Origin of the sequence: Streptomyces sp. NPDC012466 (assembly GCF_042955215.1) — a bacterium.
GTDB lineage: Bacteria > Actinomycetota > Actinomycetes > Streptomycetales > Streptomycetaceae > Streptomyces.
Genome location: NZ_JBIBEQ010000001.1, coordinates 79417 through 103408, shown reverse-complemented (window position 1 = coordinate 103408; position 23992 = coordinate 79417). Strand labels below are relative to the sequence as shown.

The window sequence follows — 23992 nt, the reverse complement described above, 5'->3', positions numbered from 1 at the left end:
CACACCGTGAAATAAGGGGTGGAGGAATGTCGCGCCGTGCCCGGCCCCGACGGTATGTTGCAGGTCGGACAGGGGATGCGAGGGGAGCCACATGGCGGCGCGGAACGGGCGCACGGTACGCGATCTCAGGCGGGCCAACCGCACGGCCGTGCTGCAACGGCTCTACTTCGACGGCCCGCTCAGCCGCTTCGAACTCGGCCCGGCCACCGGGCTCAGCTCGGGTTCCGTCAGCAACGTCGTCGCCGACCTGGTCGCCGACGGGCTGGTCGAGGAGGCGGGCAGCGTCGACTCGGACGGCGGCCGGCCCCGCACCCTGCTGCGCGTGGCGCCCGGCAGCGGCCACATGATCGGCGTCGACGTCGGCGAGACCAGGGTCCGCGTCGAACTGTTCGACCTCACCCTCACCGAACTCGCCCGCGCCGAGCACCCGCTCACGCCGCAGCGGTACGACGTCGAGGTCATCGTCGACCACGTCCGCCAGGGCATCGCCGAGGTCCTGGACACCGCCGGCCTGGCGCCCGAGAGGCTCCTCGGCGTCGGCATCGGCGTCCCCGGCATCGTCGAGCGCACCCCCGACCGCGGCGCGCTCGTGCACGGGCAGACCATCGGCTGGGACGCCGTCCCGCTGGAGGCCCTGCTCCGCACCGGCTCCCCGCTGCCGGACACCGTCCCGTACTTCATCGACAACGGCGCCAAGACGCTGGGCCAGGCCGAGATGTGGTTCGGCGCCGGCCGGGGCGCCCGCAACGCCGTCGTGGTGCTCTTCGGCTCCGGCGTCGGCGCGAGCCTGGTCACCCCCGACGTGGAGCAGGGCCGCGCCGTCGAATGGGGGCATCTGACCGTACGGGTCCGGGGCCGCCGCTGCCGGTGCGGGGCCCTGGGCTGCCTGGAGGCGTACGCGGGCGCCGAGTCGCTGCTCGCCCGCTGGCGCGAGGAAGGTGGCCGGGTCCCCGACGGCACCGACGAGGAGACCGCCCTCACCACGATGCTCGCCGCGGCCTACCCGCCCGAGGGCGGCACGGCCGACCCTGTCGCGCTGGCCGTCCTGGAGGAGACCGCCGAATACCTGGGCGCGGGCCTGTCCGACCTGATCAACCTCTTCCAGCCCGAGCGCATCCTCATCGGCGGCTGGGCGGGCCTGGCGCTCGGCTCCCGCTTCCTGCCCGCCGTACGCCGCCACGCCATGTCGTACGCGCTGCGCCACCCGGCCGGGAAGGTGACCGTCGACCTCGGCAGGCTCGGGCCCGACGCGGTCACCGTCGGCGCCGCGATCCTGCCGCTGGCCGACTTCTTCGCCCGCGGCGGACGACGCCCCGACCCGGCGCCGGAGTATCCGCTCCCCGCCTGGCGCACCGCACTTCAGGAACGGACACCGCGCTGAGGTTTCACCGATCACCGCGGAGGTACTCGCGTGGCGCCCGGACCACAGAAGGGAGCGCGCCGTGACCGACCACCGCCTCGAAGGACCCGGCGAGAACGGTGAGCCCATTCCGCGGGACATGCCGGACCAGCAGGCCGACGACGGCGAGGACCCGTGGGAGGTCGCCCCGCGCTTCACGGGCACCGGCAAGGACGACAGTCGCGAGAGCGGCGACGAGACCGACGAGCCCGCCGGTGACGTCCCCGACACGGACGAAGCGGGGACGGGCCGGCAGGGCGCACCGCGCTCGGGAACGGTCCACCCCGAGCATCCGGTGCCGGACGAGCCCTCCGCATAGGAGGGCATCCCAGCGAGGGCCGCAGCCGACTGTGGGGGTCGGCTGCGGCCCTCGCGCACGTCCTCATGCCCGAGGATGTGCGCGAGCCGCCCGGATCAGCCCACCTTGCGTCCCCGCAGCGGTTCCGTGCGCGCCCCGGCGCCCTCCCGGAGGCCCAGCAGGAACTCCTCCAGCACCTCGGGCGCCGTGTGCTCCGGTCGCCAGCCGAGCTCCGTACGCGCACGCGTCGAGTCCATCAGCGGCAGCCGCAGCACCGCGTCGAACAGGTGCGGTGAGGCGGGCAGCAGATGCAGGCCCCAGGCGGCGGCGATCGCCGACCGGGCCGCGGTGCGCGGCAGCCGCACCGGACGGGCGTCGAACATCTCGCTCAGCAGCCGCGCGTCGACCGGCGGATCGGCCGCCAGGTTGAAGGCACCCCGGACATCGGAGCGCAGGGCCAGCCGGTACGCGTTCGCCGCGTCGTCCGTGTGCAGGGCCTGCATCCTCAGCCCCGGGATGTCGGGCAGGAAGGGCAGCAGCTCCGGGCGGGCCAGCGGGCCGGGCAGGAAGCGGCCGCCGAAGATGCGGCGCTGCTCGCTCGCCGACTCCCGCTGGAAGAGGAAGGCGGGCCGCATCCGCACCACCCGCGTCCCCGGACGGTCACGCTCGAAGGTGTCCAGCGCCCGCTCCAGATACGCCTTCTCCCGGCAGTACGCGGCGTCCGGCCAGCCGTGCGTCGGCCAGGACTCGTCCACCGCCTCGTCCTTCGGGCCGGGCGAGTACGCGCCGACCGACGAGGCATGCACCAGCGTCGGCACTCCGGCCGCCGCCACCGCTTCGAAGACCCGCATGCTGCCCAGCACGTTGGTGCGCCAGGTCACCGCCGGGTCGTGTGTCGGCTGGAACGCCCAGGCCAGATGGACCACCGCGTCGGCGTCCGTGAACCGCTCCACCAGATCGGGCCGCTCGGAGGACAGATCGACGGCGGCCCAGTCCGTCTTCGGGGGCGACCAGTCCGGGATACGCCGGGCCAGGCCCAGCACGGAGGCGACCTCCGGGTCCTGCGAGAGGAGGCGCACCACGCTGGTGCCCACGTTGCCGGTGGCGCCCGTGACGACGACCCTCATGCCTGTTCCGCTGCTCACCTTGCGCTCCTCTCGGCCGCGTGGTTCCACGAGACGTGCCGAGTACCCGGGCGGAGCGGATTGCACGTGGGCAAGGGAGAAGCCCCGGCCGGACGGGGGAATCACGGCCGGGGCGGCTGAAGGGCGGGTCCTGGTCCGGACCCACGCCTTGTTCAACGGGCAACCATCTCTGGGTGTTCCGTGCTCACGGCGCCCGCCCGGTGAGGTGCGTCACTGCTCCCGGTCGTCCGGGACGGTCTCGGCCCAGAGGTTCTCCGCCTGGAGGAGCAGCGTGCCCAGGACGGCGGTGGGGGCGGCTCCCTCCCCCGCGTGACGGCGCAGCTTGTCCTGCAGTTCCTCGTGCAGCTCCCGCATCGCCTCCTCGGCCTCCTCGTCCGGCCGGGCGGTCACGCCTCCGTCGAGCAGGCCGTCGGCCTGAGCGCGCAGGGCGTCCCCGATCAGCTCCAACAGCCGCGCGTACGAGCGCAGGGCAGGCCCCTCGGGCGGGGCGGGCGACCGGTTGTCGTCCACGGACACCGCGAGGGCCCGGGTGAGCGTGGTGACGTGCCCGGTGACCCGGCCGAGCCGCTCGTCCTCCTCCTCCGCGGGCAGGACACCCTCGTGCGGGACGCGGTGCAGGGCGCGCAGCGGCGCGTAAGTCAGGCGCAGGCTCTCCTGGCTCCACCGGCGTGCCGAGCGAAGCGCCTTAAGCCGGTGGTCCAGCCGGGCCGAGGCCCTGACCCAGCCGTAGGCGGTCTGCGCGTCCCACTCGCCCTCGCGCAGATCGGCGGCGACGGTGTGCAGGACGTCCCCGGCCTCCCGGGCCAGCGCCGCCAGGTTCTCCCGCACGTCCCGCAGATGGATCGGGGGCAGGATCAGCGCGTTGACGGCGACGCCGATGACCGCGCCGATCGCGGCCTGACCCACCCGGTGCCCGACGGCGGACAGGCTCACCATGCCCGAGGAGAGGGTGAACAGGGCCGTGGTCGCCGCGTAGATGCCCTGGTCGCCGAAGCGGGGCCAGTTCGCCAGCAGCATGAGCACCGGTACGGACAGGGCGAGCGCGCCCGTCGTGTCGTCGGTGAGGGCCTGCGCCCCCGAGGCGACCAGGGTGCCGACACAGATCGCCCCGAACTGGCGCGCACCCTGCACCAGCGAACTGAAGACGGTGGCCTGGACCAGCACCAGCGCCACCCAGGGCGCCATGAGTGCCAGCGGGTCGCCCATCCAGACGCCGCCCACCAGCCAGGCGATCACCGCCGCCCCGGCCGCCTTCAGCGACTGGACGACCAGGTCCCGCTGCCGGCCGGGCCCGCGCCACGCCGCTCGCAGGGCGTTGACGGCCCCCAGCGTGTCGCGCCGTACGGCATCCACCGGCCGCACGGAGCGCGCTCCCTGCTCCAGGCTGCGCATCCGGCCCCGGGCCGTCGGCGCTCCGCGAGGCGGCGTACCCGAGGCCGCCCCCTGGTCTTCGTCCTTGTCCTTCCGTCCGCGGAAGGCTCTCGCCGTCCGCCGTACCGCACTCGTCACACGCGTCATGCGCTGCGGGTATCCGCGTGACCGTGGGTTTCACGTCGCGTCATGACAGCGGGCTGTCGCCGAGGGCCGACAGCAGGTGTGCGGGGTCGGCGTAGACCGCGTCCGCGCCGGACTCCTCCAGATCGGCGCGCGGGACACCGCCGCACAGGACGCCCACACAGCGCACCCCGGCCCCGGTGCCCGCCCGCATGTCCCACACGGTGTCGCCGACGAACACCGCCCGCTCCGCCGGCACCCCGGCCAGCTCCAGGGCGTGTTCGACCGGCTCGGGGGAGGGCTTGCCCTCGTCGACGTCGTCGGCGCTGGCCGTGGCCGCGATGGCCTCGTCCGCGTCGATCGCCCGGCGCAGCGCGCTCAGCTCCGCGCCGCCCGCCGAGGTGGCCAGCACCACCGTCCAGCCCTCCCGGTGCAGCCGCCGCAGCAGCCGGCCGGCCTCCGGCAGCGCGGGCAGCCGGTCGAAGTACTGCCCGTACAGCGCCTTGTGCCCGGCGCTGATGTCGGCGTCCTGGTCCGTGTCCCGGTCGTCACCCAGCAGATGGGCGATCAGGTCGGTCGACGGCAGGCCCACGGCCCGGTGAACGGCGTGCATCGGAACCTGGTGGCCCGCCTGCCGGAAGGCCTCCCACCAGCTCACGACATGCAGATGATTGGTGTCGACCAGCGTGCCGTCAACATCGAACACGGCCGCCCGTCCCGCGCTTCCCATAAGTGCAGTCCCTTCCTCTCCGGCCGCGCGGGTACCACGTCAGGCGCCCGCCACGCCCGACGGCACCCGCCGCTCTCGCGTCCAGGCCAGAAGCTCGTCGAGGGACCACGTGGTCACCACCCGCTCGGGCGGCACCCCGCACTCCTCCGCCCGCATGCACCCGTTGATCTGCCAGTCCAGCTGCCCCGGCGCGTGCGCGTCGGTGTCGACGGAGAACAGCACTCCGGCGTCCACCGCCCGGCGCAGCAGCCGCCGGGGCGGGTCGAGCCGCTCCGGCCTGCTGTTGATCTCCAGGGCCGTGCCCGTCTCCGCGAGCGCCGCGAACACCTCGTCCGCGTCGAACTCCGACTCCGGCCGCCCCCGGCCGGTCACCAGCCGCCCCGTGCAGTGCCCGAGCACGTCCGAGTGCGGATCGCGTACGGCGGCCACCATCCGCCGGGTCATCGACCGGGCGTCCATGCGCAGCTTGGAGTGCACCGACACCACCACCACGTCGAGCCGGTCCAGCAGCTCCGGCTCCTGGTCGAGCGAGCCGTCCTCGAGGATGTCGCACTCGATGCCGGTCAGCAGCCGGAACGGCGCCCAGGTCTCGTTCAGTTCCGCCACCACGTCCAGCTGCTCCCGCAGCCGTTCGGGCGACAGGCCGCGCGCCACCGTCAGCCGGGGCGAGTGGTCGGTCAGCACCGCCCACTCGTGGCCCAGCTCCGCGGCGGCCCGTCCCATCTCCTCGATGGGGCTGCCGCCGTCCGACCAGTCGGAGTGCAGATGGCAGTCCCCGCGCAGCAGGGCCCGCAGCGTCTCCCCACCCCGCACGGCGGGCCGCTCCCGGGCCTCGCCCTCCAGTTTCGACAGGTAGCCGGGCACCTGGCCGGCCAGCGCCTCCCGCACCACCTGCGCGGTCTTCGGACCGACCCCCTTGAGCCTCTCCAGCGATCCGTCCGCAGCCCGCCGGCGCACGTCCTCGCCGAGGTCCTTCAGCACGCGGGCCGCCGTACGGAAGGCGCGCACGCGGTAGGTCGGTGCCAGGGACCGCTCCAGCAGGAAGGCGATCCGGTCCAGTGCCTCGACGGGGTCCATCGCCACCTCCATCTCAAGGGTTCCCCAGCGCCCGGCGGGCCGCACGACGGGCCCGCGGTTTGCCCCGTATCCCCCCGGGTACTGCGATGCCTCGTCCCGCCCCCGCCGACGAGGAGGCTCGTCATGCCCGCTCCCAGCGCGTCACCCAGCAAGGTCGCCGTGATCACCGGCGCCGACTCCGGCATCGGCCGGGCCACCGCCGTACGCCTGGCGCAGGCGGGTATGGACGTCGGGATCACCTACCACAGCGACCGCGAGGGCGCGCAGGAGACGGCCGACGAGGTGCGCTCGCACGGGCAGCGGGCCGAGGTCGCCCGGATGGACCTCACCCGGCTGCCCGACGCCGCCGACACCGTCGACGCATTGTGCGAGCGGCTCGGCCGGATCGACGTGCTGGTCAACAACGCCGGCACCGGCACCATGACGCCCTTCCTGGACCTGGAGCTGTCCGATGTGCGCGAGGTCCTGGACGTCGACCTCGTCGGGCCGTTCCTGTGCGGGCAGAAGGCGGCCCGGCACATGATCGGGCACGGTGAGGGGGGCCGGATCATCAACGTCACGTCCGTCCACGAGCACCAGCCGCGGGTGGGCGCCGCCCCCTACTGCGCCGCCAAAGGCGGTCTCGGACTGCTCACCCAGGTCATGGCCCTCGAACTGGCCGAGCACCGCATCACCGTCAACGCCGTCGCGCCCGGCGAGATCTCCACGCCCATGACCGGCCAGGAGGACATCGACCCGCACACCGAGAGCCGCCCGGGCATCCCGCTCGGCCGGCCCGGTGACGCCCGCGAGGTCGCCGCCGTCATCGCCTTCCTCGCCGGCCCGGACGCCTCGTACGTCACCGGTGCCTCCTGGAGCGTCGACGGCGGCATGCTCCGGATGGGCCCACAGGCCGGGTCCCACCTGACCGGCCACGACTGGCGCCGTCCCTGAGCGGGCCGGCCGATCCGCGGGCGCCCAGGACCCGCGTCGGCGCCGGTTGCGTTCTACGCTCGATGCATGACCGAAAGCGCGAGCCCGTACATATCCCACCCGCGGATCATGGTGCTCGGGGTGCAGCCGGCCACACCGCCGTTCCGGATCGTGCAGATCGACGGCCAGGTGGTCGGGGAGGCCCGGGCCGTCACCGACGTGCTGTCCGCCGCGGCCGCGTTCGGCATCACCGTGCACGACATGGACGATCCGGACGTGGTCCGCTGGGTGGGCGGAGACAAGTTCACCTGGACGGTGCACTAGGGCCCGTCGGCGGCGCGCCAGGGGGTGTCCGCGAAGCCGCGTCGGCCGCCCGGAGGGCGGGCCCTGCGGCGTCATGGGGTGCCCTCTGCCCGAGCGGAGCCGAAAGCTCGGGGGAGGGTGCCGGGCGTCGCGGGGCGGACGGGACGTTGCGGACGCCCCTTAGGCCTTGCCGGTGGAGGGTTCCTGGTCCGCCCGGTCCGGGCGCGGCTTGCGCGCGTGCACGGCCCTGCTGAGGCGGCGCCCCAGGAGCAGGTAACCGATGAGCGCGCCCGTCGTGTTGAGGATGACGTCGTCGATGTCGAAGGCGCGTCCGGTGACCAGGGCGCCCTGCGCGAACTCCACGAGGAGCATCACGACCGCGGTCAGGAGCAGCACGCGCAGGATGCCCCGGGTGCGGGGGGCGACCACCGGCACGAGGACGCCGAAGGGAATGCCGAGCAGGATGTTGCCACCGATCTGTTTGACGGCGTCGCGCAGCGCGGGCTGGTCGAGATAGGCCTTCAGGGAACTGCCCGGCTGGAGATTGCTGTGGGTCAGCGCCTCCGAGGCGGGGGAGGGCTGCAGGGTCAGCCGGGCCAGCACCACGGCGAAGGCGACCATGAACAGGAACGCGCACAGTGTCGCCAGCAGCCGGACGGGCCAGGGGAGCGGGCGTCGCTCGCTCCCTGACCCGGTGGTCCGGTGACGTGAGGCTGCACTGGCCATGGGGGTCCTCCAGTCTTCAACTGCGCTGCGTGACACGGCGGTTACCCCCGGGCGGGCCGACGATGCCGTGGGGGGTCGTTCTCGGCCACGGTCCCCGGCGATGTCGCCGGGGACCGTACCCACCCTCGGTTGCCCCGTGTCCGCCAGGGCACTCCAGGCCGGGAGCCCGTGCGGAGCCGATCAGCTCCCGTACGACACCCGCACCTCCTTGAAGCCCAAGGAGCGCAGCAGGCCTTCGAGCATGCCGGTGGTGTTCGACTCGGCGCGTGCGGTCAGCTCGCTCTCCTTCGCCGCGTCGCCGATGTGCCGCACCGCGAGCTTCTGCACGGCCTGTTCGCCGTTGGGGTTGTCCGAGAAGAGGTCGCCGAGGCGGTCGAAGAGACCGCGCTGCTTGGAGACCGCGTAGGAGCGGTCGGGGTCGAGGGCGGGCTTGCCCAGTCGCGCGTGGGGCAGCCGGAGCGTGGCGGACGTGCGGTCGCCGTTGACCTTCACGTCGTTCTCGCCGACCTTGCCGAGGTCGACATAGGCGTCGACGGTGCCCGCGCCGACGTACAGGGTGCGGGTGCCGCGGATCGCGTCGGGCAGGAGCTTGGCGTCCTTCTCCAGGTCCACGACCACCTGGAAGTTGCCGGAGGCCGCGTCGTAACGGCTGATGTCCTGGATGGACTTCAGCAGCGCGGGGCCGGACCGGTCCTGCGTCTCGGTGCCGAACAGGTCCTTCAGGCCCGGGAGCACGCTCAGACGGAGCCCGGCGAAGAACACGACGAGCACCAGCACGAGCGCGGCCACCACCTTCGCCCAGCCGGGCATGCGCCTGGGGAGGCGCTTGACGGGAGTCGTCATGCGACGGCCCTCCTTCCTACTGTCCGGATGCCCGCCACAACCCGGGCCAGACCGCCGAGTTGAGGATCGGGTGGCCTCGGCGGAAGCACGCGGGGCGCATTCCTCACGGGTGGGACGTCGCCTCCGGCTGTTCCAGCGCCGCGTCCAGCGTCGGCTGCGGAGGCAGCACCCGGGACAGTCCGGTGATCCGCAGGACGCGCAGGGTCAGCGGATGGGAGCAGACCAGGAGCACGTGTCCCCGCCGGTCGAGCACCCGCCTGCGGGCGCGGTACAGCAGCCGCAGACCGGAGCAGTCGAAGAACTCGATCCCGCTGAGGTCGATCACGACCCGGGCGGCGGGGCGGTTCGTCTCCCGGTCCAGGTGCGGGGCGATCTCCGAGGCCGCGGCGAGATCGATCTCGCCGCGGAACTCCAGCACCGTGTGCCCCCGTTCCTGGCGGACGCGCAGATGCCGGGTGAGCGGTGCAGGTTCCTGCCGCACGACGAGATCGCCTCCAGCCTGCTCCGTGCGTGGGGAGGGGCCACGGCTCAACGCCGTTCCCCGCCCTGCAAGTTACCCTCCATCGAGTGAATTTGAGCATGTTCGATTGACATATGTCTTTGAATTGCGGCCGAGTTGGCCGGTGTTCGCGCCGGGGTGTGCGCGGGTGCGTTCCGGGGGCGCGCTCAGGGGTCGGCCGGGTTACGACAGCGCGTGCCAGGCCTTGGTGAGTGCCTGGCGGAACTGCTCCGTCTGGTGCGCCGTGAGGTCGCGCACCATCCGCTCCTCCAGCTCCCGGACCGGCCCGGTGTACCGGGCGAGCAGCTCGCGGCCGGAGTCGGTGAGCAGGATCAGCAGCTCCCGGCGATTACGGGGGTTGCGCTCCCGGCGCACCAGCTCGCGGCCCTCCAGGGAGCGGACCAGGTCCGCGATGGACTGGGCGGTGACGAAGGAGTCGCGCGCCAGCTGGGCGGCGGACAGCCCGTCGTGGCGTTCCAGCACGGTCAGCGCCGTGTACTGAAGGGCGGTGATCCCGGACGGCCTGACCAGCTCGTCCAGATGCGAGCGCACGACGAGCTCCACTTGCTTGACCATGTAGAGGAGGGAAGGAGGCGCCTTGGTCACCTGTGAGTCGAGCATGGGGGCAGGCTAGACCATTGACAGGAAACCTGTCTGTAAAGAGACTGCGCACAAACAGGAATCCTGTTTGTTGAAATCTTGGCGACGACGCTGGGGAGTGGCGATGACCACCTTCGAGAGCACACCCGGGCAGCTGTTCATCGGGGGCCGATGGCGCGAGGCCGCCGACGGGGCGCGCACCGGGGTGGTCGACCCGTCCCGGGGCGCGGTCGTCACCACCGTGGCCGAGGCGGGCCCCGCCGACGTCGACGCGGCCGTACGCGCCGCCCGCGAGGCCTTCGACGACGGCGCCTGGTCCGGTCTGAGCGGCCGGGAGCGCGGCCGGGTGCTGCAGCGCGTCGCCCAGCTGATCCGGGAGAACGCCGACGAGCTCGCCGCGCTGGAGAGCCTGGACGTCGGCAAACCGATCACGCTGTGCGGCGCGGTCGACGTCACCAACGCGGCCAACGACTACGAGTACTACGCCCATCTCGCCCAGAGCCAGGACGGCGCTCTGCGCGACCTCCCCATGAACGCCCTCGCCTACACCAAGCGCGAGCCCCTCGGTGTGGTCGCCGCGATCACCCCGTTCAACTTCCCGCTGATCCTGGCCGGTTCGAAGATCGCCCCGGCGCTCGCGGCCGGCAACACCGTCGTCCACAAGCCCGCCGACGAGACGCCGCTCAGCGCCCTGTACATGGCCCGGCTGCTTCAGGAGGCGGGCGTCCCCGACGGTGTCGTCAACGTCGTGACCGGCAGTGGCCCGGTGGCGGGCGAGGCTCTGCTGTGGCACCACGGTGTCGACAAGGTCGCCTTCACCGGCTCCACCGCGATCGGCCGTCACGTGGCGAGCGTCGCCGGAGAGGCGCTCAAGCCCGTCACCATGGAGCTCGGCGGGAACGCCGCTCACCTCGTCTTCGAGGACGCCGACCTGGAGAAGGCCGTCGGCGCGGTCATCAAGGGCTTCGTCTTCAACACCGGTCAGTTCTGCATGGGCGGCCCGCGCCTGCTGGTGGCCCGCTCGGTGTACCCCACTCTGCTCGGCATCCTCGCCGAGGCCGTGCCCGGTGTGCCGGTCGGCGACCCGCGCGACCCGGCCACGGTCATCGGCCCGATGGCGGCCGAGAAGCATCTGAAGAAGGTCGAGGAGTACGTCGCCCTGGCCCGCAAGGAGGGCGCCCGCATCGTCTGCGGCGGTGAACGGCTCGACCTCGACGGCGGCTACTACTACAAGCCCACCGTCATCGCCGACCTGGCCAACGACTCCCGCGTCATCCAGGAGGAGATCTTCGGCCCGGTCCTCACCGTGCAGCCCTTCGACGACGAGGACGAGGCCGTCGCCCTCGCCAACTCCACGCCCTACGGCCTGGCCTCGGGCGTCCAGACCAGCCACCTCGCCCGCGCCCACCGGGTCGCCGACCGGCTCCAGGCGGGCATCGTCTGGGTCAACGACTGGGCGATGCTCGACCCCGCGGTGCCCTTCGGCGGGGTGAAGGACTCCGGCTACGGCCGCGAGTACGGACCCGAGGCGCTCGCCGGTTACACCAAGGTCAAGTCCGTCGTCGTCTCGCTCGACTGAGCACCGTCAAGGAGTCATCGCGATGCCCACCACCACCCGTGCCGCGGTCGTCGAATCCGGCGGCGCGCCCTTCACCCTCTCCGACGTCGTCCTCGACGAGCCCGGCCCGCACGAGGCGCTGGTCCGCATGGTCGCCACCGGCCTGTGCCACACCGACCTCGGGGTGGCGAGCGGCGGACTGCCCTTCCCGCTGCCCGGCGTCCTCGGCCACGAGGGCGCCGGCGTCGTCGAGGCCGTCGGGCCGGCCGTCACCGGCGTCGCGCCGGGCGACCACGTCCTGCTCTCCTTCACCTCCTGCGGCGACTGCCGCAACTGCCGCGGCGGACACCCCGCGTACTGCGCGACCTGGCTGCCGCTGAACCTGATCGGGGGCAGCCGGGCCGACGGGACGAGCACCATCAGCCGGGGCGGCGAGGCCCTGGGCGGCCACTTCTTCGGCCAGTCCTCCTTCGCCGAGCGGGCCCTGGCCGACGAGCGCAGCCTCGTCAAGGTCGACCCGGACGTGCCGCTGGAGTCGATCGCCCCACTGGGCTGCGGCGTGCAGACCGGTGTCGGGGCGGTGTGGAACGTTCTGAAGCCGGAGACCGGCGGCACGGTCGTCGTGCTGGGCGCCGGAGCGGTCGGCCTGTCCGCCGTGATGGCGGCGGCCCTCACCCCGGCCACCAGGATCGTCGCCGTCGACCGGGTCGCCGAACGCCTGTCGCTGGCCGAGGAACTGGGCGCCACCCACACGGTCGACACCAGCGGGACGGACCTCGCCCCGGCCCTCGCCGACATCACCGGCGGGCAGGGCGCGGACGGGGTCGTGGAGACCACCGGCAACGTCGGCGTGCTGCGCCAGGGCGTCGACGCGCTCGCCGCCCGCGGCACCCTGGTCGTCGTCGGCGCCCCGCCCTTCGGCACGGAGGTCGCCCTGGACGTCAACGGCCTGCTCGGCGGCAAGCGGATCGTCGGTCTCACCCTCGGCGACAGCGAGACCCGGACCATGATTCCGGCCCTGGTCCGCCTGGTGAAGGACGGACGGCTCCCGCTGCACCGCCTGATCAGCACCTACCCCTTCGGGGACATCGACCGGGCGGTCCAGGACATGAGGTCGGGCAAGACCATCAAGCCGGTCCTGACGTTCTGACGCCGCCGCGGCCGGCCGGGAGACCGGAGCCACGGCCTTCGTCGTCGCTCGGGCCCGGGCCCGAGCGCCACGCCGGCCCGATAGCCGGGGGAGTGGCGGCCCGGGACGGCTCGGGTGCACCGGGAGCCGCGCGGCGCACAGTCACGACGGCCCGGCTCGCCCACCGGCCGCCGGTCCGCTTCCGGCTCTTTCGCGCCCGCTTGGTGGGGCCGGGGCCGGTCCGGGCGCGTGTAGCCCGGCTGTGTCTGACCGTGGCTCGGGAGACGGTCGCGTAGCGTTCCGGCCCCCGTGTCCACCATGGAGGTGCCCCGGCTGTCCTCCGGCCGGGGCACTCGTTCTCGTGGGGCGGCCTGGGATGTTCCGGCTCGCCCACCGGCCGCCGGTCCGCTTCCGGCTCTTTCGCGCCCGCTTGGTGGGGCCGGGACCGGTCCGGGCGCGTGTAGCCCGGCTGTGTCTGACCGTGGCTCGGGAGACGGTCGCGTAGCGTTCCGGCCCCCGTGTCCACCATGGAGGCCCCGGCTGTCCTCCGGCCGGGGCACTCGTGCTCGTAGGGCGGCCTGGGATGTTCCGGCTCGCCCACCGGCCGCCGGTCCGCTTCCGGCTCTTTCGCGCCCGCTTGGTGGGGCCGGGACCGTCCGGGTGCCTGTCGGCCGGTGCCTGACCGAGGCCCGGGAGGCGGTCACGCAGCCTCGGGCATCGGCTGCCCGCCGGCCGGGGCACTCGTGTCCGCAGAGCGCCCCGGGGTGTTCCGGCTCGCCGGCGGGGCGGGGGTGTGGTCAGTCGTTCAGCAGTACCAGCTTGCCCGTGGTGCGGCCGGTGTCGCCGAGGGTGTGTGCCTCGGCCGCGTCGGCCAGCGGGAAGGTCCCGGCGATCGTGGCGCGCAGCTTCCCCGCCTCGACCAGTCCCGCGACGGCCTCCATGCCGCTGCGGTCGGCGTCCACCAGCATCCGCAGCGCCCGCACACCGAGCCGCTCGGCCTCCTCGTAGAGGTCGTCCGAGCCGCCCGGGAGGATCGAGACCAGCACACCGCCGGGGCGCAGCACCCGCAGCGAGCGCAGGGAGGTGTCACCGCCGATCGTGTCCAGGACGACATCGACGTCCTTCACGGCCTCGGTGACGTCCGTCTCGCGGTAGTCCACCGTCTCGTCCACACCGATCTCGCGCAGGAAGTCGTGCTTGCCCGCGCTCGCCGTGCCGATCACGTACGCGCCGCGCGCCTTGGCGATCTGGACCGCCACATGCCCGACCCCGCCGGCCGCGGCGTGGATCAGCAGCCGCTGCCCGGGCCGGAGGTCCGCGTGCTCGGTCAGCGCCTGCCAGGCGGTGAGGGAGACCAGGGGGAGCGCGCCCGCCTGGGTGTGGTCGACGCCCGCCGGCTTGCGGACGAGGGCCCGGACCGGGGCGATGACGTACTCGGCGTGCGAGCCGTGTCCGTACGGATACGGCAGCATGCCGAAGACCTCGTCACCGGGCGCGAAGGCCACCACGCCGATGCCGACCGCCTCCACCACCCCGGAGACGTCCCAGCCGAGGACGAAGGGCGGCTCGCCCAGGAAACCGCCGGTCGCGCGGTGCTTCCAGTCGGTCGGGTTGACCCCGGCGGCCCGCACCCGGACAAGTACCTCGTTGGGCCTCGGCACCGGGCGCTCGATCTCCACTTCCTTCAGGACCTCGGGACCGCCGAGGACGTCCTGGCTGATGGCTCGCATCGTGTTCTGTGTGCTCATGGTCAACCAGCGTGCCGGGCCGCACACCCTCCGCCAATGGCAAGATTGCCAACCTTCGATAGAATCGTGCCATGCGACGCGAACGAGTGGTGGTCCTGGCCCTGGACGGGGTGTACCCCTTCGAGCTGGGCATCCCCAGCCGGATCCTGGGCGCGGCCGACGGCCGGTACGAGGTTCTCACCTGCTCGGTCGACGGCCGTCCGGTGCGCACCAACGCGGACTTCGGCATCACCGTGGAGCACGGCCCCGAGGTCCTGGCCACGGCCGGCACGGTGGTCATCGCGCCCGTCGCGCCCTCCCACCTGACCGAAGAGGTGTCCGGCGAGGTCCTGGCCGCGCTCGCGCTCATCCGCCCCGGCACCCGCATCGTCTCCATCTGCACCGGCGCCTTCGTCCTCGCCGCCGCGGGGCTCCTCGACGGACGCCGGGCGACCACCCACTGGCAGGTCGCCGACCGCTTCCGGCGCATGTTCCCGCGGGTCGACCTCGACCCGGACGTGCTGTTCGTCGACGACCACCCCTTCCTCACCTCCGCCGGGGCCGCCTCCGGCGTGGACATCTGCCTGCACCTCGTCCGCAAGGACCACGGCAGCCACCTGGCCAACAGCGTCGCGCGCCGTTGCGTCGTCCCGCCCTTCCGGGACGGCGGCCAGGCCCAGTACATCGAGCAGCCCGTCCCCGAGCAGGGCGCCGCGAGCACCGCCGCCACCCGCGCCTGGGCCCTGGAGCGTCTCGATGAACCGCTCACTCTGGCTGATCTCTCCGGTCACGCCCGGATGAGCCAGCGCACCTTCGCCCGCCGCTTCCACGACGAGGTGGGTCTCAGCCCCGGCCGCTGGCTGATCCAGCAGCGCGTGGCCCGGGCCCGGCATCTCCTGGAGTCCAGCGACCTGACGGTCGATCAGATCGCGGGCCGGGTCGGCTTCGCGACCGGAGCCTCCCTGCGCCAGCATCTGAACGCGGCGATCGGCGTCTCTCCGCAGGCCTACCGCCGCACCTTCCAGACCGCCCGCTGACGGCCGGGGCACCCGCGCGACCTGGCATGCGGCCAATTCCACTGGCAGCAAAGACATTTGTCGACCTGTTGCCTTCCTTCAGAGCGTGACGGAAGCCTCACGTCCGGCGGGCGGGCGCGGTTGATCCTTTCGGGTCCAAACCCGATAAGGTTCCGATCGGCGCTGCGAGTTGACGCGATCGCGTCCGGTCGACACGCAGTGCGTACTCATGAGTGCGGTCCACACCCCCCCTGTTGATTCGTGTTGCTTCGAAGGATGCAGATGGAACTCGCCACTCCGCCACCGGCGGCGCGGGCCCCTGTCGCCTGGTACAGCTGGTGGTTGTTGCCGCTGGGACTGGGAGGCGGGACCGTTGCCGCCACGTTCATGAGCTCGGAGCGAATAACCGCGGCCGTCGCCGGAGTCGCGGTGACGGCGGCCGGTGCCGTGTGCGTACGTCTGCTGCTGCGCACCCGGGCGCAACTGCACCGGGCGGAGGGCTCCTTCCGCACCACGCAGGCCGAGCACAACCAGCAGTGGCAGCAGCATGTGGCGGCCCTGGAACGCAAGTTCGCCGCCGAGCGCGCCGCCCTGGAGTCCCAGCTCAACGAGCAGAACGCGACGTACGAGCGGCGCCTGGCGGACCAGAGCGCCACGTACGAGACGCAGCTCGCCGACCGGTCCCGGGCCTATGAGGAACGGCTGACCGACCAGGCCACGTCCTACGAGGCCCAGCTCGCCGACCAGGCCGCGGTCTGGCAGGAACAGCTCTCCCACCAGCTCGCCGCGGTCACCCGGCTCGCCGACGAGCAGCTGCCCGACGCGATGGAGAAGCTGCGTGCCGGCGACGCCATCGACGACCTGCTGCCCACGGTCAACCAGTGCGCCAAGGTGAGTTCGGAGCTCCAGGCCGAACTGCGCAAGCTGCTGCGCACCTCCCTGATCGGCCTGGAGGCGGAGTTCGACCGCTCCACCTCCGCCGAGCAGGCAGTGATCAGCATCGGCAACCGCATCCACGTGCTGACCAGCAAGCTCCGCGGCCGACTGCACGAGATGCAGGGCGAGCACGGCCGCCTGCCGGCCGTCGCCCGGGGCCTGATGGAGCTCGACCAGGAGCTCGGCCCCGCCGACTCCCTCGCCGCGAGCATCGGTGTGCTCGGCGGCTCGGACCGGCCAGGCCGGCAGTGGCAGGAACCGCAGCGGCTGCTGAGCGTGGTGCGCGGCGGCATCGGCCGCATCAAGGACTTCCACCGGATCCAGGTGCGCCACCTGCCCGAACTCGGCGTCGACGGCGGTCTCGTGGACCACCTCACGCTGATCCTGGCCCACCTCCTGGACAACGCGGCCCGCTACTCGCCGCCCACCGAGCCGGTGCTCATCTCCGGCAAGGAGGTTCCCAACGGGGTCGGCATCGAGATCCAGGACTCCGGCAAGGGCCTGAGCGAGGAGAAGAAGCGCGAGGCCGAGCACGCCCTCGCGGGCACCGCGCCCGGCGCGGGCCTCGGCGGCATCACCGAGGACGCCAACATCGGTCTCCGGGTCGTCGGCGCCCTCGCCCGCCGCTACGGCATCCGCGTCACCTTCGCGGACTCGCCGTGGCTCGGCACCTCCGTGGTGATCGTGGTCCCGCACAAGTACTTCAGTCCCCTGCCCACGGCCGCGACCGCACCGGCCGCGCCCGCCCCGGAGATCCGCACCGCCACGGCCGCCCCGGCCCGCGAGACGGTCATCGCGCCGGCCCCACCGGCCGCGCAGGCCGAACCCGGGGAGACCACACCCGGCGGGCTGCCCCGGCGCCGCAGCAAGCGGAACGAGACGGAGGCGGCCAAGCAGGCCGAGCGGACCGAGCGGGGAACCGTCGCCGCCGTCCCGCCGGACGCGTCCTTCTCGGGACTCGCCGCCTTCGCCACCGCCGGACGCGACGCGGCGGAGGCCTTCCCGGCGGCCGACGACCGCGACACCGTCGCCGGCCGCGAGTACACCGAGCACCGCACCGAAGAGAGCGATCAGTCCTCATGACGCAACAAGGAACAGACGTGAGCTGGGCGCTCCGCGATCTCGTCGAGAGCATCCAGGAGATCCGTTTCGCCCTCGTGGCCTCCAGCGACGGCAAGGCCATCACCTCCTACGGCGCCGAAGACCCCGACGACGTGGACCGCTTCGCCGCCGTGGTGGCCGGCCTGCAGGCCCTGGCCCAGCCGGTCGCCGAGCAGTTCCCCAAGTACGCCGGGCAACTGCGGCTCGCGATGATCGAGGTGGACGGCGGGCACCTCTTCGTCGTGCGCGCCGGTGTGGAGACGTACCTCGGTGTCCTCGCCAGGGAAGGCCTCGACCAGGGCCTGCTCGGACACCAGATGAGGGACCTGGCCCGCAGGATGGGTGAGCTCCTCGGTACCACTCCGCGCCAGGAGGAGCACTCTGGATGAGTGCTCCCCGCAGGCCGTCGGACCCGTCCGGTCTCGAGCGCTACTACGTCCTCACCGGAGGGCGCAGCGGACCGGGCGGTTCGGCGTCGAGCCTCGACGTGGCGACCCTGGTGGTCGCCCGCGCCGCCCCCTTACCGGGCATGCAGCACGAGCACGAGGAGATACTCCGCCGCTGCCGCGACCCGCTGTCGGTCGCCGAACTCGGCGCTCACCTCGGGCTCCCCTTCAACATTCTCGCGGTGCTGCTGTCCGACCTGCTGGACGCAGGTCGCGTCGAAGCCCGTAACCCCATCCCGGCCCACGAAGCCGGCCGCGGGCCCGACCTCGCGCTCCTTGAGGAGGTACTCAGTGGACTTGAAAGGCTTTGACCAACCCGGAGGCTCGGCCGGGGACACCCGCTCGGTGAAGGTGATGATCGCCGGCGGGTTCGGCACCGGGAAGACCACCATGGTCCGGTCGGTCAGCGACATCAAGCCGCTCACCACCGAGGAGACCCTCACCCAGGCCAGTGCCGACGTCGACCATCTCATCGGCGTCGCGGACAAGACGCAGACCACCGTCAGCCTGGACTTCGGCAAGATCGGCATCAACGAGAGCCTGGTGCTGTACCTGTTCGGCACGCCCGGCCAGGAGCGCTTCTGGTTCCTGTGGAACGGGCTGTTCAAGGGGGCGCTCGGCGCGATCGTCCTGGTGGACACCCGCCGTCTGGAATCCAGCTTCCGGGCGATCGAGGAGATGGAGCGGCAGGAAGTCCCCTTCGTCGTGGCGCTGAACGTCTTCCCCGACTCCCGGAACTACCCCGTCGAGGAGATCCGGGACGCCCTGGACATCCCCGAGAACACTCCGGTGGTGGCCTTCGACGCCCGCGACCGGGCCTCCAGCCGGGATGTCCTCGTCGCCCTGATCCACCATCTGAAGGAACGCTCGGCCGTGGCCCTGGAGCCCCGATGAACGACTCGACCGAAGCCGGCCTCCAGGCCATGCGCGGCTGCCCCGTCGCCCACCACGGGGCCGACCTGGCCCGGCTGTACGGCCCGGACGCCGCCACCGACCCGGCGGGCATCTACGAGCGGCTGCGCAAGGAGCACGGTTCGGTCGCGCCGGTCCTGCTCGAAGGGGACGTGCCCGCGTGGCTGGTCCTGGGCTACCGCGACAACCGGCGGGTCCTCGACAACCCCCGCCAGTTCAGCCGGGACGCGAGGATCTGGCGTGACTGGGCCGAAGGGCGCGTGGAGGAGACCTCGCCGCTCATCCCGATGATCGGCTGGCGGCCGGACTGCGTGTCCCAGGACGGCGAACCGCACCGCAGGCTGCGTGCGGCCGTCACCGACGGGCTCCAGGCGGCGGCGGCCCGCGGCATCCGGCGCCACGCGACCCGCCTCGCGAACAAGCAGATCGACGCGTTCGCGGACACCGGCCGGGCCGACCTCGTCTCGGACTACGCCGAGTACCTGCCGATGCTCGTGCTCTCGCGCATCCTCGGGCTCCCCGAGGCGGAGGGGCGCGACCTGGTCGAGTCCTGCGCCCACGTCCTCAAGGGTGGTGAGGACGCCCTCGCGCACAACGAGCGCATCATGGTGATCCTCGGCGAACTGGCCGAACGCAAGCGCGCCGAGCCCGGCGGAGACTTCACCACCGCCCTGCTGGGGCACGCGGCCGGTCTCGACGAGGACGAGGTGGTCAGCCATCTGCGTCTGGTGCTGATCGCCGCGCACACCACGACCAGCAACCTGCTGGCCCGGGTGCTCCAGATCATCCTCACCGACACCGCCCGGCTGTCCGGACTGATCAGCGGCCAGCTGAACATCTCCGCCGTGGTGGAGGAGGTCATGTGGAACAGCCCGCCGCTGGCGGTGCTGCCGGGCCGGTTCGCCGCGAGCGACCTGGAGCTCGGCGGCCACCAGATCCAGGAGGGCGACCTGCTGGTGCTGGGTCTCGCGGCGGGCAACACCGACCCCGAGGTCCGGCCGGACACGGGCGTCTCGGTGCAGGGCAACCAGGCGCACCTGGCGTTCAGTTCGGGTCCGCACGAGTGCCCGGGGCAGAGCATCGGCCAGTCCATCATCGAGATCGCGGTGGACGTCCTGCTGCACCGCCTGCCGGGCCTGACCCTGGCCGTGCCCGCGGAGGAGCTGACCTCGACCGCCTCCACCTGGGAGTCGCGGCTGGACAGCCTGCCGGTCGAGTTCGTCGTATAGGGCGCCACGTGATGCCCGGCCGGACGTCCGGCCGGGCACCGGCGTGTCATACGCTCAGCAGGTCGTCCACCGGGCCGCGTCCGGCCAGTTCGGCCGTGGCCACCGGGCCCTCCTTCGCCGCCGCGTAGCGGCCGGTCGTCAGGGCCCACTCGTAGTTGCCGTTGATCCAGTGCTGGATGACCTCCACCCCCATCCGCACCCGGTCCCGCTCCGCGTCGTCGAGCCGCAGTTCGTCGCACATCCGGGGGACGCTCTCCTGGAGTTCGAGGTACTCGTCGAGACAGCCGATCGTCAGCCGGTACGCCTCGTCGACGGCCTCCTGCCAGGAGCAGCCCCGCTCCCGGCGCAGCACGGCGATGAGGTTGTGGCCGTCGCCGCGGCGCTTCTCCCGCTCGAAGGAGTGGATGTCGTTCATGAACCCGATGGTGTCCGCCGCCAGATCGCGCATCCGCTCCATCACCGGATGCGCCATCGCCTGAGCCGGCACCTCGAAACCGCGGCTGCGCTCACCCGCGTCGATGCTGTGGTGGATGCCGACCGTACGGCGCCGGAAGGCCGTGTACTCGTCGAGCGCGAGCGTGCCCTCCAGGCCGCGGGCGGCCAGGTCGACCTCCTCGCAGTGCGCGACGAGGAACCTCCCCCAGGAGGCGGCGAACCGCGTCTGCCATGTCAGGGACATGCCATTCGAGAGATGGTTCCACACCTCGGCCCAGGCGAGGGATATCGGACAGACCACCCGGGGCGGACTGCCCGCCGGGCGCAGGGGAGTGGCGATCAGCTCCCGGGCGACCTCCGCTATGCGGTCGGCCCGGTCCGGCCGGCCGGCGTCGAACTGGTCGTCGAAGAGGAAGGCCAGGGAGAACCAGTTCATCAGGACGACCATGTCCTCGGCCGACGCGTGCGGATAGGTCCGGGCGGCGGCCAGGGGCAGGTCCCATGACTTGTACTCCTCGAATCCCTCCCGGCTGCGGACCAGGCGCATGTCCCACACCCAGCGCAGATGCCGCGCCCGGGCGAACTCCAGATGCTCACTGACGGGTGTGTCGAAAGGGAGGTCGAACCGGACGTCCTGAGGCATGTGCTTCCTTTCGGGAGACGGACCGCAGAGCCCCCCGCCCCTGCGAGCGGACGGTGCCATGACCGGCCGCACACTCGAACTCGACTTCGCACGGCGAACGTTGAACCGAGAAGCGGTACGAGACTGCCCACGGCGCGAATCGGCCATTCCGTGACACGGCCGTGATCTCGGTTACTGTGAAAAGTGCTTGAGCTGCGTATACTGCCTCGTCCCTCGTCAGGCACGGTTTGTCCGCCGAGCCTCCGGCGCCCGGGGACGCCACACTGGTCCGCGTCCGTTCGACGACTCGCCAGGAGGCCACCGCGATGACGTCCGCACCCGTTCGCAGCGCCGAGCAGCGCAAGAAGGACACCCTGCACCGCCTGGACCACGACGTGGACGCCTGGGTCGCCACGGCGGACAGCGCGACGGGGACGCCGTACCTCGTCCCGCTGTCCTTCCTCTGGAACGGCTCGTACCTGCTCTTCGCCACACCCGCGTCCAGCCCGACCGGACGGAACCTGGCCGCGTCCGGCCGGGCCCGGGTGGGCATCGGGCCGACCCGTGACGTCGTCCTCGTCGAGGGCACCGTCGAGACGGTGCAGCCCGGCGAACTGACCGAGCAGGACGCCGAACTCTTCGCCGCCAAGACCGGGTTCGACCCTCGCCGGCTCGCCACGCCGTACCTGTACTTCCGGGTCGTGCCGCGGCGGATCCAGGCCTGGCGGGAGGCCGACGAGCTCGACGGCCGCGAACTCATGCGTGACGGACGGTGGTTGAAGACCGACTGAATCGGCCGGTCCGGGATATCCGCAAGGTACGGGTCCGCGGGGCACGACCGCCTTGCGGCCGGAATCCTGCGGAGGAGACATGGCACTGGTGAAAGCGGGGGTCCTCGTGCTCGACTGCGCCGAGCCCGAGAAGCTCGCCGTGTTCTACAAGGAACTGCTGGAGGGGGAGGAGTCGGACGCCACCGCCAACCGGGTGGAGATCAAGACCGCCGACGGCTTCCGGGTCGCACTGCGCCGGGACGTCAACGCCACTCCGCCCAGCTGGCCGCGCCCCGAGAACTCCCTCCAGGCCCATCTGGAGTTCGTGGTCGACGACCTCGACGCGGTCGAACGCCGCGTCATCAGCCTCGGGGGTCGCCCCTTGGAGGCCAAGGAGCCCTCGGGCCCGCTGGAGGAGCGCGGCTACGCCGACCCGGCAGGTCACTCGTTCATCCTGCGCCGCACCGCACCGACGGCACCCAAGCAGGGCTGAGCGCGGGGCTCACCCGGTGCCGCGGGGCCCAGTGGTCGAGCAGCCGTGGGCCCGCGCCCCGGGGTGCGCCCTCCGCGAACCCGATCGGGGCGGACGGCCGCACAGGACGGCCCCGCCCGGCAGAGGCCGGGCGGGGCCGTCGCGGTGTCAGTCCCGGCCGCCCTTCTCGCCGGCCGGCCACGTGCCGGTCGAACGCTCGATGGCCTTGGCGCCCGCGCGGTCCACGGCGCTGCGCACCACCGCGAAGAGGGCGCCCTGGATGGCGGCGGCCAGGAGCACTTCGCCCCAGCCGCGGTCCTTGTCCAGCGCGTCGGGCGCGTCCTCCTCGTGCCGGATCGCCATCCACGTCTTGCGGAAGGCCAGCCCTGCCAGCCAGCCGCCCGACCAGCCGAGCACGAACCCGAGAGGCTTGTACGCGAGGGACATCTTCTTCTTCTTCGCCACGAGAAACTCCTTGATCGCTGAGGGGAATGGAAGTGGTCAGGGGGTGTGCGCCGCCGGGATCCGCTCCTCGGCGCGGACCGGCCCGGGCGGTGTGCCGTCACCGAACGGCCGGCCGCCCAGCTCCTCACGCCGGTGCGGGGTCAGCCAGCCGGACAGGTCCGGGCCCAGCGGCACGATGCCGGTCGGGTTGATGCCCGTGTGCACCTGGTAGTAGTGGCGCTTGATGTGGTCGAAGTCGACGGTGTCGCCGAATCCCGGCGTCTGGTACAGGTCGCGGACGTACGCCCACAGCACCTGGTTCTCCGTCAGCTTCCAGCGGTTGCACTTGAAGTGGCCGTGGTAGACGGCGTCGAAGCGGACCAGGGTGGTGAACAGCCGGATGTCCGCCTCGGTGATCGTGTCGCCGACGAGGTACCGCTGCCGTGCCAGCCGGGTCGTGAGCTGCTCCAGCCGCCGGAACACACCCGCGCAGGCGGCCTCGTACTCCTCCTGCCCGGTGGCGAAACCGGCCCGGTAGACGCCGTTGTTGACGTCCTCGTAGACGTCCGCCATCACTTCGTCGATCTCGTCGCGCAGCGCGTCCGGGTACAGGTCGGGCGCGCCGTCCCGGTGCAGGGCCGTCCACTCGGTCGCGAGGTCGAGGGTGAGCTGCTGGTAGTCGTTGGTCACCAGCCGCCCGCTGGGCACGTCCACGATCGCCGGCACGCTGACACCGCCGGGGTGGTCGCGCTCGCGGCGGTCGTAGGCCTCGCCGAGGTAGCGGATGCCGAGGACCGGGTCGCGGCCGTCCTCGTCCAGCGTGAAGCGCCAGCTGCGGTCGTCCTGGATCGGGTCGGCGACGGCCAGGGACAGGGCGTCCTCCAAGCCGAGCAGCCGCCGGGAGACCAGCGACCGGCTCGCCCACGGGCAGGCCCGGCTGACGACCAGACGGTAGCGGCCGGCCTCGACCGGCCAGCCGTCCCGGCCGTCCGCGGTGATGCGGTCCGCGAAATGCGCCTTGGAGCGTTTGAACGCCCTCCTTCCGTAGCCGGTGTTGCCGTCGTCGCCGTCGTCGCGGCTCATGGGGGTGACCTCCTTGCCGTACGTGGACCCTGGTGAACGCGTTCCCCGTTTTCCGCGGACGGCACGGTGTGAGCACCGCCGACCGG

26 protein-coding genes are annotated in these 23992 nt (G+C 72.4%); 14 read left to right on the top strand and 12 right to left on the bottom strand.

Annotated elements, in window-relative coordinates:
• The first annotated feature begins 91 nt into the window (after positions 1-91).
• Positions 92-1381 (top strand): ROK family protein, encoded by a 1290-nt coding sequence (locus tag ACFY9E_RS00475; RefSeq protein ID WP_390977877.1) that lies wholly within the window; start codon positions 92-94, stop codon positions 1379-1381.
• 61 nt (positions 1382-1442) lie between these two features.
• Complete coding sequence (locus ACFY9E_RS00470; protein ID WP_390977876.1) at positions 1443-1718, top strand: hypothetical protein; 276 nt, start codon at positions 1443-1445, stop codon at positions 1716-1718.
• A gap of 95 nt (positions 1719-1813) precedes the next feature.
• Here the strand turns inward: ACFY9E_RS00470 and ACFY9E_RS00465 are convergent, their stop codons facing one another.
• The 4 genes from ACFY9E_RS00465 to ACFY9E_RS00450 form a co-directional block, all read right to left on the bottom strand.
• Positions 1814-2842 (bottom strand): NAD-dependent epimerase/dehydratase family protein, encoded by a 1029-nt coding sequence (locus ACFY9E_RS00465; protein ID WP_390977874.1) that lies wholly within the window; start codon positions 2840-2842, stop codon positions 1814-1816.
• Between the two features lie 210 nt (positions 2843-3052).
• Positions 3053-4234, bottom strand: coding sequence for an aromatic acid exporter family protein (locus ACFY9E_RS00460; RefSeq protein ID WP_390980216.1), 1182 nt, complete (start codon positions 4232-4234; stop codon positions 3053-3055).
• Between the two features lie 166 nt (positions 4235-4400).
• Positions 4401-5066 (bottom strand): HAD-IA family hydrolase, encoded by a 666-nt coding sequence (locus tag ACFY9E_RS00455; RefSeq protein WP_390977872.1) that lies wholly within the window; start codon positions 5064-5066, stop codon positions 4401-4403.
• 39 nt (positions 5067-5105) lie between these two features.
• Complete coding sequence (locus ACFY9E_RS00450) at positions 5106-6143, bottom strand: PHP domain-containing protein (RefSeq protein ID WP_390977870.1); 1038 nt, start codon at positions 6141-6143, stop codon at positions 5106-5108.
• Between the two features lie 123 nt (positions 6144-6266).
• Here ACFY9E_RS00450 and ACFY9E_RS00445 point away from each other — a divergent pair, with 123 nt between their 5' ends.
• On the top strand, positions 6267-7076 hold the full coding sequence (locus ACFY9E_RS00445; protein ID WP_390977868.1) for an SDR family oxidoreductase: 810 nt from the start codon (positions 6267-6269) through the stop codon (positions 7074-7076).
• 66 nt (positions 7077-7142) lie between these two features.
• Entirely contained in the window at positions 7143-7379 is a 237-nt protein-coding gene (locus ACFY9E_RS00440) for a hypothetical protein (protein WP_390977866.1), read from the top strand.
• A gap of 159 nt (positions 7380-7538) precedes the next feature.
• On the opposite strand, the gene ACFY9E_RS00435 is transcribed toward ACFY9E_RS00440, so the two are convergent.
• The 4 genes from ACFY9E_RS00435 to ACFY9E_RS00420 form a co-directional block, all read right to left on the bottom strand.
• On the bottom strand, positions 7539-8084 hold the full coding sequence (locus ACFY9E_RS00435; RefSeq protein ID WP_390977864.1) for a VanZ family protein: 546 nt from the start codon (positions 8082-8084) through the stop codon (positions 7539-7541).
• A gap of 180 nt (positions 8085-8264) precedes the next feature.
• Positions 8265-8927: a DUF4230 domain-containing protein gene (locus ACFY9E_RS00430; RefSeq protein WP_390977862.1), complete on the bottom strand. Its 663-nt coding sequence runs from the start codon at positions 8925-8927 to the stop codon at positions 8265-8267.
• 103 nt (positions 8928-9030) lie between these two features.
• Positions 9031-9408, bottom strand: a complete 378-nt coding sequence (locus ACFY9E_RS00425) for an anti-sigma factor antagonist (protein WP_390977860.1) — start codon at positions 9406-9408, stop codon at positions 9031-9033.
• 201 nt (positions 9409-9609) lie between these two features.
• Complete coding sequence (locus ACFY9E_RS00420; protein WP_390977858.1) at positions 9610-10047, bottom strand: MarR family transcriptional regulator; 438 nt, start codon at positions 10045-10047, stop codon at positions 9610-9612.
• A gap of 103 nt (positions 10048-10150) precedes the next feature.
• Here ACFY9E_RS00420 and ACFY9E_RS00415 point away from each other — a divergent pair, with 103 nt between their 5' ends.
• Both ACFY9E_RS00415 and ACFY9E_RS00410 read left to right on the top strand, forming a co-directional pair.
• A complete protein-coding gene (locus tag ACFY9E_RS00415; protein ID WP_390977855.1) occupies positions 10151-11605 on the top strand; it encodes an aldehyde dehydrogenase family protein in 1455 nt (484 codons plus the stop codon).
• 22 nt (positions 11606-11627) lie between these two features.
• Complete coding sequence (locus tag ACFY9E_RS00410; protein ID WP_390977853.1) at positions 11628-12734, top strand: zinc-binding dehydrogenase; 1107 nt, start codon at positions 11628-11630, stop codon at positions 12732-12734.
• A 776-nt stretch (positions 12735-13510) separates the two neighbouring features.
• Here the strand turns inward: ACFY9E_RS00410 and ACFY9E_RS00405 are convergent.
• The gene (locus tag ACFY9E_RS00405) at positions 13511-14461 is read right to left on the bottom strand and encodes a zinc-binding dehydrogenase (protein WP_390977851.1); all 951 of its coding nucleotides are present in this window, start codon (positions 14459-14461) and stop codon (positions 13511-13513) included.
• Between the two features lie 71 nt (positions 14462-14532).
• Between ACFY9E_RS00405 and ACFY9E_RS00400 the strand changes: the two genes are divergently transcribed.
• The 6 genes from ACFY9E_RS00400 (at position 14533) to ACFY9E_RS00375 (ending at position 20080) form a co-directional block, all read left to right on the top strand.
• Entirely contained in the window at positions 14533-15477 is a 945-nt protein-coding gene (locus ACFY9E_RS00400) for a helix-turn-helix domain-containing protein (RefSeq protein WP_390977849.1), read from the top strand.
• Between the two features lie 261 nt (positions 15478-15738).
• Entirely contained in the window at positions 15739-17475 is a 1737-nt protein-coding gene (locus ACFY9E_RS00395; protein ID WP_390977847.1) for an ATP-binding protein, read from the top strand.
• Positions 17472-17882: a roadblock/LC7 domain-containing protein gene (locus ACFY9E_RS00390; RefSeq protein WP_283972747.1), complete on the top strand. Its 411-nt coding sequence runs from the start codon at positions 17472-17474 to the stop codon at positions 17880-17882. Before ACFY9E_RS00395 ends, ACFY9E_RS00390 begins: the two co-directional genes overlap by 4 nt.
• A complete protein-coding gene (locus tag ACFY9E_RS00385; RefSeq protein ID WP_104784390.1) occupies positions 17879-18250 on the top strand; it encodes a DUF742 domain-containing protein in 372 nt (123 codons plus the stop codon). The genes ACFY9E_RS00390 and ACFY9E_RS00385 overlap by 4 nt, the downstream gene beginning before the upstream one ends.
• Positions 18231-18833: an ATP/GTP-binding protein gene (locus ACFY9E_RS00380; protein ID WP_390977845.1), complete on the top strand. Its 603-nt coding sequence runs from the start codon at positions 18231-18233 to the stop codon at positions 18831-18833. The genes ACFY9E_RS00385 and ACFY9E_RS00380 overlap by 20 nt, the downstream gene beginning before the upstream one ends.
• Positions 18830-20080 (top strand): cytochrome P450, encoded by a 1251-nt coding sequence (locus ACFY9E_RS00375; protein ID WP_390977843.1) that lies wholly within the window; start codon positions 18830-18832, stop codon positions 20078-20080. The genes ACFY9E_RS00380 and ACFY9E_RS00375 overlap by 4 nt, the downstream gene beginning before the upstream one ends.
• Positions 20081-20126: 46 nt before the next feature.
• Here ACFY9E_RS00375 and ACFY9E_RS00370 read toward each other — a convergent pair whose 3' ends face one another.
• Positions 20127-21158 (bottom strand): 7-epi-alpha-eudesmol synthase, encoded by a 1032-nt coding sequence (locus ACFY9E_RS00370; RefSeq protein WP_390977841.1) that lies wholly within the window; start codon positions 21156-21158, stop codon positions 20127-20129.
• 305 nt (positions 21159-21463) lie between these two features.
• On the opposite strand from ACFY9E_RS00370, the gene ACFY9E_RS00365 reads away from it, so the two are divergent.
• Positions 21464-21928, top strand: a complete 465-nt coding sequence (locus tag ACFY9E_RS00365) for a pyridoxamine 5'-phosphate oxidase family protein (RefSeq protein WP_390977839.1) — start codon at positions 21464-21466, stop codon at positions 21926-21928.
• A gap of 79 nt (positions 21929-22007) precedes the next feature.
• Positions 22008-22400, top strand: coding sequence for a VOC family protein (locus tag ACFY9E_RS00360; protein WP_390977837.1), 393 nt, complete (start codon positions 22008-22010; stop codon positions 22398-22400).
• A gap of 147 nt (positions 22401-22547) precedes the next feature.
• On the opposite strand, the gene ACFY9E_RS00355 is transcribed toward ACFY9E_RS00360, so the two are convergent.
• Complete coding sequence (locus tag ACFY9E_RS00355; RefSeq protein WP_390977835.1) at positions 22548-22844, bottom strand: DUF4235 domain-containing protein; 297 nt, start codon at positions 22842-22844, stop codon at positions 22548-22550.
• Positions 22845-22880: 36 nt separating this feature from the next.
• Complete coding sequence (locus tag ACFY9E_RS00350; protein ID WP_390977833.1) at positions 22881-23906, bottom strand: glutathione S-transferase C-terminal domain-containing protein; 1026 nt, start codon at positions 23904-23906, stop codon at positions 22881-22883.
• Positions 23907-23992: the final 86 nt, after the last annotated feature.

Coding starts and splice junctions, on each gene's coding strand:
- ACFY9E_RS00475 (WP_390977877.1), top strand. CDS start 92: ATGGCGGCGCGGAACGGGCGCACGGTACGCGATCTCAGGCGGGCCAAC.
- ACFY9E_RS00360 (WP_390977837.1), top strand. CDS start 22,008: ATGGCACTGGTGAAAGCGGGGGTCCTCGTGCTCGACTGCGCCGAGCCC.
- ACFY9E_RS00415 (WP_390977855.1), top strand. CDS start 10,151: ATGACCACCTTCGAGAGCACACCCGGGCAGCTGTTCATCGGGGGCCGA.
- ACFY9E_RS00385 (WP_104784390.1), top strand. CDS start 17,879: ATGAGTGCTCCCCGCAGGCCGTCGGACCCGTCCGGTCTCGAGCGCTAC.
- ACFY9E_RS00365 (WP_390977839.1), top strand. CDS start 21,464: ATGACGTCCGCACCCGTTCGCAGCGCCGAGCAGCGCAAGAAGGACACC.
- ACFY9E_RS00450 (WP_390977870.1), bottom strand. CDS start 6,143: ATGGACCCCGTCGAGGCACTGGACCGGATCGCCTTCCTGCTGGAGCGG.
- ACFY9E_RS00390 (WP_283972747.1), top strand. CDS start 17,472: ATGACGCAACAAGGAACAGACGTGAGCTGGGCGCTCCGCGATCTCGTC.
- ACFY9E_RS00400 (WP_390977849.1), top strand. CDS start 14,533: ATGCGACGCGAACGAGTGGTGGTCCTGGCCCTGGACGGGGTGTACCCC.
- ACFY9E_RS00435 (WP_390977864.1), bottom strand. CDS start 8,084: ATGGCCAGTGCAGCCTCACGTCACCGGACCACCGGGTCAGGGAGCGAG.
- ACFY9E_RS00430 (WP_390977862.1), bottom strand. CDS start 8,927: ATGACGACTCCCGTCAAGCGCCTCCCCAGGCGCATGCCCGGCTGGGCG.
- ACFY9E_RS00350 (WP_390977833.1), bottom strand. CDS start 23,906: ATGAGCCGCGACGACGGCGACGACGGCAACACCGGCTACGGAAGGAGG.
- ACFY9E_RS00455 (WP_390977872.1), bottom strand. CDS start 5,066: ATGGGAAGCGCGGGACGGGCGGCCGTGTTCGATGTTGACGGCACGCTG.
- ACFY9E_RS00445 (WP_390977868.1), top strand. CDS start 6,267: ATGCCCGCTCCCAGCGCGTCACCCAGCAAGGTCGCCGTGATCACCGGC.
- ACFY9E_RS00395 (WP_390977847.1), top strand. CDS start 15,739: ATGGAACTCGCCACTCCGCCACCGGCGGCGCGGGCCCCTGTCGCCTGG.
- ACFY9E_RS00460 (WP_390980216.1), bottom strand. CDS start 4,234: ATGCGCAGCCTGGAGCAGGGAGCGCGCTCCGTGCGGCCGGTGGATGCC.
- ACFY9E_RS00410 (WP_390977853.1), top strand. CDS start 11,628: ATGCCCACCACCACCCGTGCCGCGGTCGTCGAATCCGGCGGCGCGCCC.
- ACFY9E_RS00370 (WP_390977841.1), bottom strand. CDS start 21,158: ATGCCTCAGGACGTCCGGTTCGACCTCCCTTTCGACACACCCGTCAGT.
- ACFY9E_RS00440 (WP_390977866.1), top strand. CDS start 7,143: ATGACCGAAAGCGCGAGCCCGTACATATCCCACCCGCGGATCATGGTG.
- ACFY9E_RS00375 (WP_390977843.1), top strand. CDS start 18,830: ATGAACGACTCGACCGAAGCCGGCCTCCAGGCCATGCGCGGCTGCCCC.
- ACFY9E_RS00420 (WP_390977858.1), bottom strand. CDS start 10,047: ATGCTCGACTCACAGGTGACCAAGGCGCCTCCTTCCCTCCTCTACATG.
- ACFY9E_RS00405 (WP_390977851.1), bottom strand. CDS start 14,461: ATGAGCACACAGAACACGATGCGAGCCATCAGCCAGGACGTCCTCGGC.